This window comes from Achromobacter sp. ACM03 (genome assembly GCF_014851665.1).
GTDB lineage: Bacteria > Pseudomonadota > Gammaproteobacteria > Burkholderiales > Burkholderiaceae_B > Achromobacter > Achromobacter aegrifaciens.
In genome coordinates, this window is record NZ_JACVAD010000002.1 from 1299036 (window position 1) to 1312105 (window position 13070).

8 protein-coding genes and 6 tRNA genes are annotated in these 13070 nt (G+C 65.8%); 4 read left to right on the forward strand and 10 right to left on the reverse strand.

Annotated features, from left to right (window positions below):
• Positions 1-35: 35 nt before the first annotated feature.
• The gene (locus IB257_RS14210; RefSeq protein WP_192492454.1) at positions 36-3647 is read left to right on the forward strand and encodes a DUF748 domain-containing protein; all 3612 of its coding nucleotides are present in this window, start codon (positions 36-38) and stop codon (positions 3645-3647) included.
• Between the two features lie 63 nt (positions 3648-3710).
• Positions 3711-4589, forward strand: a complete 879-nt coding sequence (locus IB257_RS14215; RefSeq protein WP_119452207.1) for a dienelactone hydrolase family protein — start codon at positions 3711-3713, stop codon at positions 4587-4589.
• A gap of 966 nt (positions 4590-5555) precedes the next feature.
• On the opposite strand, the gene IB257_RS14220 is transcribed toward IB257_RS14215, so the two are convergent.
• Complete coding sequence (locus tag IB257_RS14220) at positions 5556-5978, reverse strand: hypothetical protein (protein ID WP_175163597.1); 423 nt, start codon at positions 5976-5978, stop codon at positions 5556-5558.
• Between the two features lie 245 nt (positions 5979-6223).
• Between IB257_RS14220 and IB257_RS14225 the strand changes: the two genes are divergently transcribed.
• On the forward strand, positions 6224-6727 hold the full coding sequence (locus IB257_RS14225) for a peroxiredoxin (protein WP_054451571.1): 504 nt from the start codon (positions 6224-6226) through the stop codon (positions 6725-6727).
• An 86-nt stretch (positions 6728-6813) separates the two neighbouring features.
• Positions 6814-8196, forward strand: coding sequence for an MFS transporter (locus tag IB257_RS14230; protein ID WP_192492455.1), 1383 nt, complete (start codon positions 6814-6816; stop codon positions 8194-8196).
• Between the two features lie 16 nt (positions 8197-8212).
• On the opposite strand, the gene IB257_RS14235 is transcribed toward IB257_RS14230, so the two are convergent.
• The 9 genes from IB257_RS14235 to IB257_RS14275 form a co-directional block, all read right to left on the reverse strand.
• Positions 8213-9088 carry an EamA family transporter gene (locus IB257_RS14235; RefSeq protein WP_054451569.1) on the reverse strand — a complete coding sequence of 292 codons (876 nt, stop codon included), beginning with the start codon at positions 9086-9088 and terminating at the stop codon, positions 8213-8215.
• The gene (gene bioB, locus IB257_RS14240) at positions 9085-10104 is read right to left on the reverse strand and encodes a biotin synthase BioB (protein ID WP_054452235.1); all 1020 of its coding nucleotides are present in this window, start codon (positions 10102-10104) and stop codon (positions 9085-9087) included. The genes IB257_RS14235 and bioB overlap by 4 nt, the downstream gene beginning before the upstream one ends.
• Before the next feature lie 245 nt (positions 10105-10349).
• The gene (locus IB257_RS14245; RefSeq protein WP_119451031.1) at positions 10350-11843 is read right to left on the reverse strand and encodes a PAS domain S-box protein; all 1494 of its coding nucleotides are present in this window, start codon (positions 11841-11843) and stop codon (positions 10350-10352) included.
• A gap of 215 nt (positions 11844-12058) precedes the next feature.
• Positions 12059-12135: transfer RNA gene (locus tag IB257_RS14250), tRNA-Asp, on the reverse strand.
• Positions 12136-12206: 71 nt separating this feature from the next.
• Positions 12207-12282 (reverse strand) — tRNA-Glu (locus IB257_RS14255).
• A gap of 39 nt (positions 12283-12321) precedes the next feature.
• Positions 12322-12397 (reverse strand) — tRNA-Ala (locus tag IB257_RS14260).
• Positions 12398-12499: 102 nt separating this feature from the next.
• Positions 12500-12576, reverse strand: a tRNA-Asp gene (locus IB257_RS14265).
• A 64-nt stretch (positions 12577-12640) separates the two neighbouring features.
• Positions 12641-12716 (reverse strand) — tRNA-Glu (locus IB257_RS14270).
• Positions 12717-12755: 39 nt separating this feature from the next.
• A tRNA-Ala gene (locus IB257_RS14275) sits at positions 12756-12831 on the reverse strand.
• Positions 12832-13070 lie beyond the last annotated feature (239 nt).

Genomic DNA, 13070 nt, shown 5'->3' on the forward strand with positions numbered 1-13070 from the left:
ACGCTCGTCCTTCAATTCGTATCAGGAGACGCGCAATGCCCTTGCGGATGCCCAAGCTTCGGTTAACCCGCCGGGTCGGCAAGATTCTTCTGGGTATTGCGGCATTCGTACTGATCCTTTTCGGGGTTGCCGCCTGGCAAGTCCCCAAAGTGCTGCACAACGTCCTGGTGCAGGACGTCTCCAAGATGATCGGGCGGGACGTCTCCGTCGGCGACATCAGCTTCAATCCCTTCACGCTGACCGTCCGCGCGCGCGACCTGGCCGTGGCCCAGCCCGATTCGCAGACGCCGCTCTTGACGCTGGCCGAGCTGGACGTCAGCGCGGCCTGGACTTCCCTGTTCTGGTTTGCGCCGGTCGTCGATCGAATGACGCTGCGCGAGCCTAACATCGCCATCGTCCGCGAGGACGTCACGCGCTTCAATTTCTCTGATATTCAGCAACGAGTGGCCGAATTGACGGCCGCCCAGCCCGAAGAACCGCCCAAGCCGGACGAAGGGCTGCCGCGCTTCTCGCTGAACAATATGGTGATCGAGAATGGCACGATCACGCTGGATGACAAGGTCACTGGCCGCAAGCAGGTGGTCGACGAGCTGGGCGTGGGCGTGCCGTTCATCTCCACGTTCGGCTACGCCACCGACATCGATGTGCAGCCGCGCGTGCATCTGCGCATCAACGGCAGCCCCTTTGATCTGAACGGCGTGGCGCGCCCCTTCGACAAGGTGCCCTCGTCCACGCTGCGCGTGGCCTTCAACGGGCTGCAGCTGGAAAAGTGGGCGGACGTCTGGCCCATGCCGCTGCCGTTCAAGGTGGAAAGCGCGCTGCTGGATTCCAACCTGCAAGTGGTGTTCGAGCAGCCCAAGGACGCGCCGCCCAAGATCCGCGTGGTCGGAGACCTTGGCCTGCGGCGGCTGGACCTGCGCGACACCGCTGGCGCAAATCTCGTCGCCTGGAGCGCGCTGACGGTCACCCGCCTGGAACTGGAGCCCATTGCGCGCCACGCCTATGTGGGCGAGGTGGGCCTGTGGGCGCCGCAGATCCATGTGCGCCGCTACGCCAATGCCAACCTGAACTGGCTGGACGTGGTCGCCGGGTTGAAACGATTGGGCGGCGTGGAGCCGACCGCCACGCCGGTGGCCGACAAGCTGCGCAAGGCCAGCGGCCTGGACCCGGCCAAGGCGGGCGGCAAGGCCGGTCCCGCCGCGGCCCCGGCCCAGCCCCAGGCCCAGGGCGCGCCGGCCGCAGCGGGCGCAACCTCGGACCCCTCCGCCAAGGGCGCTGCGCCTGCAGCAGCGGCCGCCGCCGCGGGAGCGCCCGCCGCTCCGCCCGCCACGACTCCGGCAGGAACCCCGGCCGTGGACGCCGCCGCGCCTCAGCCGGCGCCCGCGCCCGCTGAATGGAAGGTCGAGCTGGATGCCTTCAATCTGCACGAAGGTGAGGTCTACGTCACCGACGCGGTCAGCAAGCTGGACTACGTGATGACCGGCCTGGCCGCGACGGTCGAGGGCGTGGCCCTGCCGCAGGTGTCCGGCCAGCCCATCAATTTGTGGCTGACCATGGACAACAGCACCGACGGCGGCTGGCTGCGCGCCAAGGGGCCGCTGGTCCTGAAGCCGCTGTCGCTGGAACTGGGCGTGCGCTTGGGCAACATTGCGCTGGCGCCCCTGGCGCCGGCCGTGCGCAACGCGGCGCCGATCGCGCTGCTGGATGGCCGCCTGACCGCCAGCGCGCAAGTTCATGTGAAGGAAACGAACGGCGCGGTGGATGCATCCGCCAGCGCCGTGCAGGCCGACCTGACCCAATTCAAGGCCCGCGACGAATCCCTCAAGCCCGCCGTGGACATCGCGCTGCAAAGCCTGCGCGTGACCGCCGACCGCCTGGCCATGGGACCGGGCCAGAGCAATTTCACCCTGGCCGCCGCCGGCATCCAGGGCAATGGCAAGCTCGATCTCAAGGGCGCGTTCACGCCACAGCCGCTGACGGTGAAAACCTCCGTGGACCTGTCGGAACTGAACGTCGCGTCCTTTGCGCCCTATGCGGCCTCCAGCCTGAACGCCACGGTGCGCGCCATCACGCTGGGCGCCAAGGGCAACGCGGAGTTCGCCGCCGCGGCCGGTTCGGCGCCGATGAAGGCCAGCTGGAAGGGCGGCGTCGAAGTCACCGGCGTGGACCTGCAGGACCGAGTCAACAAGGATGACTTCCTGAACTGGAAGCGCCTGGGCTTTACCGGCATGGACATCTCGGTGGCGGGCGACAAGATCGGCGCCAAGCTGGGCGACATCGCGCTCGAGGATTTCTACGGCCGCGTGCTGCTCAACGCCCAAGGCCGCCTGAATGTCATGGACCTGGTGGCGGCTCCCGGCCAGGCCGGGGGCTCCATCACCCAGGACACCCAGACGCCCGGCCGCAGCGCCGCGCCGCCACCCGCCGCGCCCGCCGCAAAGGGGGGCGGGGGCATGCCGGACATCTCGGTTAACAGCGTCACCTTGAGCCGCGGCCGCATGACCTTCACGGACCGCTTCGTCAAGCCCAACTACGTGGCCGAGCTCTCCAGCATCGAAGGTTCGATCACGGCGGTGTCGTCCACCAATCCCCAGCCCGCCAAGGTCAAGGTTACCGGGCGCGTCTACACCACCGCGCCGCTGTCGATCAGCGGGGTGGTGCAGCCTTTCGCCAAGTACCTGTCGCTGGACCTGAAGGCTTCGGCCAAGGGCGTGGACCTGCCGCGCTTCAATACCTATTCGGCCAAGTACGTGGGCTACCCCATCAAGCGCGGCAAGCTCTCGGTGGACCTGGAATACAAGATCAAGGACCGCGCGCTGCAAGCCACCAACCATGTGGTGCTGAACCAGCTGACCTTCGGCGACAAGACCAACAGTCCCGACGCGACCAAGCTGCCGGTGCTGCTGGCCGTGGCCTTGCTGAAGGACTCGCGCGGCAACATCGACATCAACCTGCCGATTTCCGGTTCGCTGGACGATCCGGAGTTCTCGGTGGGCGGCATCGTGGTGCGCGTGCTGCTGAACCTGGTGGTCAAGGCGGTGACTTCGCCCTTCAGTCTGCTGGCCTCGGCCTTCGGCGGCGGGGAAGAACTGTCCTACGTGGAATTTGCGCCGGGCAGCGCGGCGCTGACCGAGGACAGCCTGCAGCGCATCGACACGCTGACCAAGGCGCTGACGGACCGTCCGGCCCTGAAGATGGACATCAGCGGCCGCGCCGATCCCAAGACCGACATGGAAGGCCTGCGCCAGGCCTGGGTCGACGCCAAGATCCGCGCCGCCAAGGCCGCGGACGTCGCGCCGCGCGGCAAGAAGCCGAACCCGGCCGGCGTCGAGGTCTCGGGCGCGGAGCGCGCCAAGTATCTGGAAGAGGTCTACGACGACACGGACATCAAGGACAAGCCGCGCAACTTCATCGGCATGTCCAAATCCGTGCCGGCGGCGCAGATGGAGGAGATGCTGCGCAGCGTGGCGCCGGTGGGCGACGAGCAGTTGCGCCAACTGGCCGATGCGCGCGCGCAGGCGGTTTATGAGAAGCTGCAAGCCCAGGAAGGACTCGCGGATCGCGTGTTCATCGTTGCGCCGCAACTGGACGCGGATGGCATCAAGGACGAGGGGCAACCCTCGCGCGTGGACTTCTCCCTGAAGTGAACCAGGCTGGTCCGGAAGGCGGCGTCCAGCCGCCCCTGCCAGCTTTTTGCCAGGAGATTCTCGATGAATGACCAGGACGCGCACTTCGACAGCCTGCTGCCGCCCCTGCGGCTGAACCGGCGGGGTTTCATGGCCACCACGGTGGCGACGGGGTTTTCGCTGGCTGCCGGACAGGCCGTGGCGCAGACCACGATCACCACGGACGTCAACGGCCTTGTCGCTGGCAAGGTGGACATCCCGGTCAAGGACGGCAAGATGCCGGCATACCGCGCGGCGCCCAAGGGCAAGAAGGACTTGCCCACGGTGCTGGTGGTGTCGGAGATTTTCGGGGTGCACGAGTACATCCAGGACGTGTGCCGGCGGCTGGCCCACCAGGGCTATCTGGCCATCGCGCCCGAGCTGTTCGCGCGCCAGGGCGATCCGTCCAAGTACACCGAGATCCCCAAGTTGCAGGCGGAAATCATCGGCAAGGTCCCGGACGCGCAGGTGATGTCCGACCTGGACTCGACCGCGGCCTGGGCCACGTCCAACGGCGGCAATCCGGACCGGCTGGGCATCGTGGGCTTTTGCTGGGGCGGCCGCCAGGTCTGGCTGTATGCGGCCCACAACCCGAAGCTCAAGGCCGGCGCGGCCTGGTACGGCCAGTTGGGCGGACAGCCTTCGGAACTGAAGCCCAAGTCGGTGCTGAGCCAGGTGAACGACCTGAAGGCGAAGGTGCTGGGGGCGTACGGCGGCAAGGACGCCGGGATTTCGATGGCGGACGTGGACAAGATGCGGCTGGAACTGGCGCAGGGGCCGGCGGCGGCGAAGGCTTCGCGGATCGATGTGTATCCGGACGCGCCGCATGCGTTTCATGCGGATTATCGGCCTTCTTATCGGAAGGCTGAGGCGGAGCAGGCTTGGACGCGGATGTTGGATTGGTTCAAGCAGAACGGGCTTTGATCTTCGTGGGTTCGTTTGGGTCTTCTTGGGGCTTGTTGGGCGCTATGAGTGCGCACGAGTCTTCGTAGGTCCCACGAGTCTTCGTAGGTCGCCCGTCGTCGCGGGCGGCGTGGCGGCTCGCGCCCACGATTGCGGTCCGGAGCGTTCGCTCCGGACTCCCCCGTCGTCATCTTCGTCAAGGCCTTCGGCCTTTCCTTCAGATTCCCTCGGGCGCATCGAGGTTGCGAGCCGCCACGCCGCCCGCGCCGACGGGCTGCGTGCGTCTTGGCTTGTTGCGTTGCTGGAGCCGTGGTTGGGGGCGAGTCTTGGGCGCCCGTATTAATCGGCCGCGCGGGCGGCCGATTAATACATACGTCATTATTTGAAGTGTGATTGTGATCGATGGCGCGCATGCGTAGGTGGGTTTTCTGATGGCGTTGCCGTTAGGGGGGGAGGGGCGGTGATGGGTGGCGCGCGGCGGGCAGCCGTTTGCGCATGAAGACCCGTACGCGCGCCACCCATCCGGCTTTGGAGTTCAAGTGGCGATTGACCTGCCAACGGGCTTTGATGGGCCGTCACGAAAAAGTGCCCGTGATATCCACGGTCACTCCCCACCAGCGCGCAGCGCCATCGGGAATCGCAAGACACCGCGTAAGCCCCCAGAGGCCGCCCGCGCGGCCGGCCGGGGGCGGGCCCCGCAAGATCCATCGCCAAACCCCACCGGCGGCGAGAACCCTAAGCACACCGTTCGTCCCTGGGGCCAGGAAGTTTCAACCAGCAGAGCCAGTCGCGGCGGCGGGGCCAGAGGCGCGGGGCGTCGATAAGCCCGAGGGAATCTGAAGGAACCGCCGAAGGCGGTGACGAAGATGACGAAGGGGAAGTCCGGAGCGAAGGCTCCGGACCGCAATCGTTGCCCCGCGGCTCTGGCCCCGCCGCCGCGACTGGCGTCTCAAGAAGCTGAACCTTCAGAAACAGAAACAGAACCTGCTACTGCGCCTTCTCCCCCGGCAACCCATCACTAACCTCCGCCAACGCCCTCTTCATATCCTCATACTCCATCACCCTCTCCCCCTGAAACCCGCCCAACACCCCCCGGCACCCGTCCACCCCCGATCGCTTCATCTCTTCCATCATCGCCGTTCCCTGCGCCTGTCCCTTCTGGAACAGCCCGTCATACCCGCCCGAAGGAAAGCCATATTCCTGCGCATACTGCAGCAGGTTCTTGCGGGCCGTGGCCTGGTGCTGGGCCAGATCGGGTTCGGAAGCCCCGCAGGCGCGGGCGGCGCCGTTGGAGGCGCCGGCGGCGATGACGAAGGAGTCGTATTGGGCCTGTTCGGCGGCATCGGGAGCCGCCCAGGCCGTGGCGGCCGAGGTCAGCGCCAGGGCCAGGCCGGTCAAGATCTTGCGCATCGATGAATCTCCGCTAGATGCCCGCCAGCCGGCAGCGCGGCGTGCGCGGGCGGTGATTGCAACCACAACATTATGGCAATCAGCCGTTTCGCGCCCGTGTAGCCTTGGTGTGGAGTCGTTTCAGACTGTGCATCTTTCTTTCCCTGACGCTGGCTGGCCAGCAAGGCGGCCGCGCAGGAACTATGATGGAGCCTGTGGGGCGCTCCTGCCCCAATGCATTGCCCCTATTCCTCCTGGAGATCTACATGACGATCAAAGTCGGCGATCGCGTGCCGGACGGCACCCTGACCGAATTCATCGAAACCGAAACCGCCGGCTGCTCGCTGGGCCCCAACGCGTTCCAGGTCGCCGACCTGACCCGCGGCAAGACCATTGCGCTGTTCGCCCTGCCGGGCGCCTTCACGCCCACCTGCTCGGCCAAGCATCTGCCGGGCTATGTGGAACAGGCTGCGGCCCTGAAGGCCAAGGGCGTCGATGAAATCTGGTGCGTGTCGGTCAACGACGCGTTCGTCATGGGCGCCTGGGGCCGCGAGCAGAAGACCGAAGGCAAGGTCCGCATGCTGGCCGACGGTTCCGCCTTGTGGACCAAGGAACTGGGCCTGGAGCTGGACCTGATCCAGCGCGGCATGGGCGTGCGCTCGCAGCGCTACTCGGCCCTGATCGTCGACGGTGTGGTCAAACAGCTGAACGTCGAAGGCCCCGGCAAGTTCGAAGTCAGCGACGCCGCCACGATGCTGTCGCAAGTCTGATCCCACGCAGTTCCTGTTTTACCGCTTAGCGCAGCGGGCCGCTTTCGCGGCCTGTTGCGCTGCCGCCAGCAGCGGTTGCCGACGCCATGCTCGCCACCATTTTCTCCTTTTCGTCGCTTTACTTCGCGACCTTGCTGATGCTCATCGGCACGGGTCTGTTCAACACCTATATGGGGCTCAGGCTGACAGCGCAGTCTGTCAGCGAGGTGTGGATCGGCGCCCTGATCGCCGGCTACTACCTGGGCCTGGTGTGCGGCGCCCGCCTGGGGCACAAACTCATCATCCGCGTGGGCCACATCCGGGCGTTCGTCGCCTGTGCGGCGGTGGCCACCAGCATGATCCTGGCCCAGACGCTGGTCGAATCCATGCCGCTGTGGCTGGTGTTCCGCGTCATTTCGGGCATCGTGATGGTGACCGAATTCATGGTCATCGAAAGCTGGCTCAACGAGCAGACCGAAAATCACCAGCGCGGGCGCGTCTTCTCCGTCTACATGGTCGTGTCCGGCCTGGGCACCGTGCTGGGCCAACTGGCCCTGACGGCCTATGCCACGCTGGACCTGCGGCCGCTGACGCTGGTGGCCATGTGCCTGGTACTGTGCCTGGTGCCTATCGCCGTCACCGCGCGCTCGCACCCGCCCACGCCGCTGCCGGCGCCGCTGGACATACGCTTCTTCATGCGGCGCGTGCCGCTGTCGATGACGGTGTTGTTCGTGGCCGGCAACCTTTCCGGCGCGTTCTATGGCCTGGCGGCCGTCTATGGCGCCAAGCATGGCCTGTCCACCTCGCAGGCGGCGATTTTCGTGGCCGCTGCAGTGACCGCCGGCCTGCTGTCGCAATGGCCCATGGGCTGGCTTTCCGACCGCATCAACCGCGCCGGTTTGATCCGCTTCAATGCGCTGCTGCTGGTGCTGCTGCCGGTGGTCATGTGGGGCTGGATCGTGCTGCCGTACTGGGCACTGGTGGCCATGTCCTGTGTCTTCGGCGTGCTGCAGTTCACGCTGTACCCGCTGGGCGCGGCGTTCGCCAACGATCACGTGGAATCCGAGCGCCGGGTCAGCCTGTCGGCCGTGCTGCTCATGACCTACGGGGTCGGTGCATGCGTGGGGCCGATGATTGCCGGGGTGCTGATGTCCCTGGCCGGCCCCAGCATGTACTACGTGTTCATCTCCGCCTGCGCCTTGATCCTGGTCTGGCATGTGCGTCCCACGCGCGTCACCGGTGCGCATCAGGTGGAAGAAGCGCCCACGCATTTCGTGCCCATGCCGGACACGCTGCAGAGCTCGCCCGCCGCGGCGGTGCTGGATCCGCGCGTGGATCCAGCAACCGACATCGCCATGGAAATGGTGCAGCCCGAAGTGGCGCCGGTGGCAGCCACTGAGCCGCCCGCTGCGGAACCGCCTGGCGATGCCGCGGCGGATGTGGCGGACGACGCGGCCGAAGACGGCCGCCAGAGGCGCACCGGCACCTGAGGCCGGGGTCGCGTCCTTACCAGGGCGCCATCAGCACGATGGCAGCCAGCGCCAGCGCGATGCCCAGCAGGTTCAGCCGGGTCAGCGGTTCGCGGAAGGCCAGTGCGCCGACCAGCGTGCCCAGGGTGATCACGCCCATGTTCATGGACGCGAACACCAGCGCGGGGTGCTCGGGCAGCGACTGGTGCGCGCGGATGTAGGTCAGGATGTTGCCGAAGTTCGCCAGTCCCAGCGCCGCACCCGCGGCCAGGTGCCGAAGCTGGCAGCGCACCCGGCGCCACAGCAGGTAGCAGAGCATCAGCACCCCGGCGATGAGGAAGGCCAGCAGCAGCCCGCCCGCGAAAGCGGTGCCCGCGCGCGCCATCTGCTTGAACAGGATGTCGATGACGCCATACCCCACCCAGACCACCAGCGGCCACAGCCACATGGCGCGGCTGCTTGCGGCCGTGTCCTCGCCCGGCGTCTGCGCGCGGGGGGCGCGGCGCAGCAGGCAGTACAAGGCGCTGGCGGCCAGCAGGGTCGCGGCCAGCTTGCGGCCGCTTACCGGTTCGCCGAACAGCAGGAAGGCCGCCAGCAGCGGGATGAACAGGGACAGGCGCTGCGCCGCGTCGCTGCGCACGATGCCGGCATGACGTACGGCCGCCGCCATCGCCAGGAACACGCTGGGCAGCAGTACGCCCAGCGCGGCCAGCACCAGCCACGGCGTCTGTGGGGTCAGCAGCGCCGCCGGGTCCGGGCGCAGCACGGCCCAGCAGAGCAGGGCGGCCACCGCATAGTTCATGGCGATGGCCTGGCGCACGTCGACTTGATAGCGCCGCGCCAGCTTCAGCAGCACGGCCACGGTGACGCTGCAGGCGACGCTGGCCAGCAGGTAGAGGAGGCCGGGAGTCAACGGCATGCCGTGGCGTCGTGGTGCGTGTGCTGGGCGGCGTCGATGCGCATGCCCAGGCGCTGCAGCAGGCGCTGGTCGGCTTCCATCTGCGGATTGGCCGTGGTCAGCAGGGCGTCGCCGTAGAACATGGAGTTGGCGCCCGCCATGAAGCACAGGGCCTGCAACGCGTCATCCATGGCTTCGCGGCCGGCGGACAGGCGCACGGCCGCGCGCGGCATGGCGATGCGGGCCACGGCAATGGTGCGCACGAACTCGAACGGGTCCAGGGCTTCGACGCCGGCCAGCGGCGTACCTTCCACCTGCACCAGGTTGTTGATCGGCACGGACTCGGGATAGGGCTCCATGTTGGCCAACTGGGCGATCAGGCCGGCGCGCTCGCGGCGCGATTCGCCCATGCCGACGATGCCGCCGCAGCACACGTTGATGCCGGCGTCGCGCACCCGGTCCAGCGTGTCCAGCCGGTCCTGGTAGGTGCGGGTGGAGATGATCTTGCCGTAGAACTCGGGCGAGGTGTCGAGGTTGTGGTTGTAGTAATCCAGGCCCGCGCTCTTGAGCTGTTCGGCCTGGCCCTCGCGCAGCATGCCCAGCGTCACGCAGGTCTCCAGGCCCAGGGCCTTCACCGCGCTGACCATCTCGGCCACCGCCTCCAGGTGGTGCGGCTTGGGGCTGCGCCAGGCGGCGCCCATGCAGAAGCGCTGTGCGCCGCCTTCCTGGGCCTTGCGGGCCGCTGCCACCACGTCCGCCAGGGGCATCAGCTTGTCGGCGTCCAGGCCGGTGTCGTAGTGCGAGGACTGCGGGCAGTAGGCGCAGTCCTCGGGACAGCCGCCGGTCTTGATCGACAGCAGGCTGGACAGCTGGATGGCGTTGGGATCGAAATGAGCGCGGTGCGTCTGCTGCGCCCGGAACACCAGATCCATGAACGGCAACTCGTAGAGCGCCATGATGTCGGCGGCGCTCCAGGCGGGGGCGGCGGTCGGTTTGGCGACGGTCGGGACGGGAATGTAGGCGGTCTGCACGGATGGGCTCCTTTCGGTCTTGCGGGGATCGCGCCGCTTGTCGGGCAAGGGCAGGATCGGCGGATCGTAAGAAGCTGCGCAGGGTTTGCGCAATGCAGGCTGCGTGGCCGAAATTAACGGCCTGTTGCTGTTATTTTTGTGGAAAATGGAAGATTTTGAGGGGCGTCGACTTCTAAGTGGCGCACATCTTCGGGGACGCCGGGCAGCCGTTTATTTTGAATCAAATTGTAAATAGTCGAGGGATGTCAGCCCTTGGCGCGCTTGTTTCGCGTCTGCGCCTGTTCATGCCCGGTGATGCCGCGGTCGCGCGCCCACACAATGGCCGCGCTGCGGCGGTGCACGCCGATCTTGCTGTAGATCGTGGCCACGTGGTTGCGCACCGTGTTGCGCGACAGCTTCAACTGCCGGGCAATGCCCTCGTCGTCATGGCCTTGACACATCAGGCCCAGCACCTCGCGTTCGCGGGAAGTGAGCTGCGCCAGTTCTGCCACGTCGCGGGTGGCGGGCGCCGGCTCACGCAGTTGCGCCAGCTTTTCGATGACGCTGCGGCTGAACCAGGAAGTGTCCTGCATGACGGCCTCGATCGCCGTCAGCAGTTCCGCCTCGGAGCGCTTGCGTTCCGTGATGTCCTGGACCGCCAGCAGTACGCGCGGCTGCCCGCCGATAGTCACGGGTTCGGCCGACAGCAGGCAATCCAGCCGGCTGCCGTCCCGGGCAGCCAATGCCACCTCGCGGTTGCGGGCGCTTTCACCGCGCTTGAGGCTGGCCTCCAGATCTTCGGCGAGCTGGAGCCCCAATCCGGTCAGCGTCTGGCCTATGCCGTCCTGCGCAGAGGCGCCGGCGGCCGTGGCAAAAGCGTCGTTCAGGTCCAGCGCCAGCAGGGTCTCGCCCTCGCAGACGGCCATGGGCACGGGCGCGAGGCGGAATGTCTTGGAGAAGCGTTCCTCGCTTTCGCGCAGGGCCAGTTCGGTGCGCTTGCGGGCCTCGAGGTCGATGAAGGTGAACAGCATGCATGGCTCGCCCTGCATGTCGATGGGTTGGCCCGCGACGATGACGAACTTCACGCTGCCGTCCGCCAGTTTCAACACGCCCTCGCGCTGCGCAATGGTCTGCCCCTCGTTGAGGCTGGCGATCGCGTTGTCCTTGTCGTCGCCGCCGTCCAGCACGTCCAGCTCATAGGCCGACCTGCCCACGATGGCGTCGCGTGCATAGCCGGTCATCTCCAGGAAGCCCTGGTTCACCTTCACATAGCGCAGGTCGGACAGGCGGCAGATGAGGGCGGGCGCGGGATTGGCGCCGAAGGCGCGCTCGAAGCGTACTTCGGCATTGATCTGCTCAGTCTGGTCATGCAGGATCAGGACGCGGTAGTCGGTCCCTTCGCTGCCGTCCAGGTTCAGGCCGCTGGCGCGTATGTTGCGCAGGAACGCGTCATCGTCCTTGCGTTCCAGGTCCAGCAGCAGTTCGTCGAACGGCTCGGCCGCGGCCAGCAGGTCCAGCGGATATTGGCGCGCTGGCACGCGGTGATGATTGCGGTAGCTGAGGCTGTAGCGCTTGCGGTAGCCGGCTGGCGTGCCGCCCAGTTCATCCAGGTTATCGGTGCCATGCAGCTTGAGCGCGCTGGCATTGGCCCAGGCGATGGCGCCGTCCGCTTCGAGCAGGATGATGCCTTCGTTCAGGCCTGCGATGATGCGTTGCAGATGCTGGCGGTGCGGATGGGGAGCGGCGGCGTTCGCGGTCACGTAGTCCTCTTCTTTTCGCAGGGCACGACGCAAAGAGAATGAAGGCGCACTGAAAGGCTGTCCAGATGGCGAAATGGACGAGTCTGAGCGTAGGGGGCAATGGCGGGGAAGATGGCTGCCGCTAGATGATGCGGGCCGGAATGCAAAAAAGCTCCGGAAACCGGAGCTTTCTATGGCTGGCAAGGCCGAGGCGCTTGCGAACTGCGTGATGTGCTTGGCGGAGCGGACGGGGCTCGAACCCGCGACCCCCGGCGTGACAGGCCGGTATTCTAACCAACTGAACTACCGCTCCGCAGCGGTTTACTCTGACTTCTTCAATGCACTGCGGTGTCAAGGCAGTTTGGTACTACATGCCAGAAAGACTGGCGTCCCCTAGGGGATTCGAACCCCTGTACTCACCGTGAAAGGGTGATGTCCTAGGCCTCTAGACGAAGGGGACCTGAACAAAACAGAACTACTTTACTACCGTACTGCTTACTGGTGGAGGTAAGCGGGATCGAACCGCTGACCTCTTGCATGCCATGCAAGCGCTCTCCCAGCTGAGCTATACCCCCCAGGATCCTCGATGCCCCAAACTACAGACAACAAGGTCTCACACTATATAAAGCAAAAAAGCCCCGAAAACGGAGCTCTTGAAAGACTCTGAGCGAGAGCTTTGGCGGAGCGGACGGGGCTCGAACCCGCGACCCCCGGCGTGACAGGCCGGTATTCTAACCAACTGAACTACCGCTCCGCAGCGGCGTACTCAACTACATTGTCACTTCAACTGCATCACTACATACTGCTGCCAGAAGAACTGGCGTCCCCTAGGGGATTCGAACCCCTGTACTCACCGTGAAAGGGTGATGTCCTAGGCCTCTAGACGAAGGGGACTTGGACTTGCAAACTGGTACTGCATCCTTCGCCGTTGACTGGTGGAGGTAAGCGGGATCGAACCGCTGACCTCTTGCATGCCATGCAAGCGCTCTCCCAGCTGAGCTATACCCCCGTCTTTCTAATCAGCCCGTTCAACGTTTTACGAAACCGAACACACGTTTTACCGAGTGCTTTTTCGTAGTTCGTTGCCGGTTTTGTTTAGTGCCGTTGGCGAAGAAACGAGATTATGCACGAACTAAATTGGGTGTGCAAGTCGCGATGAGGCAAAAAGCTAAAAAGTCGTGAAAAAAAGGGGGCTGGAAGGCATTTTAGGGCCGATTTTGCGCTTTTATTGCTCAGCTTGAGCTAGCG

Coding starts and splice junctions, on each gene's coding strand:
- IB257_RS14230 (WP_192492455.1), top strand. CDS start 6,814: ATGCTCGCCACCATTTTCTCCTTTTCGTCGCTTTACTTCGCGACCTTG.
- IB257_RS14210 (WP_192492454.1), top strand. CDS start 36: ATGCCCTTGCGGATGCCCAAGCTTCGGTTAACCCGCCGGGTCGGCAAG.
- IB257_RS14220 (WP_175163597.1), bottom strand. CDS start 5,978: ATGCGCAAGATCTTGACCGGCCTGGCCCTGGCGCTGACCTCGGCCGCC.
- IB257_RS14225 (WP_054451571.1), top strand. CDS start 6,224: ATGACGATCAAAGTCGGCGATCGCGTGCCGGACGGCACCCTGACCGAA.
- IB257_RS14215 (WP_119452207.1), top strand. CDS start 3,711: ATGAATGACCAGGACGCGCACTTCGACAGCCTGCTGCCGCCCCTGCGG.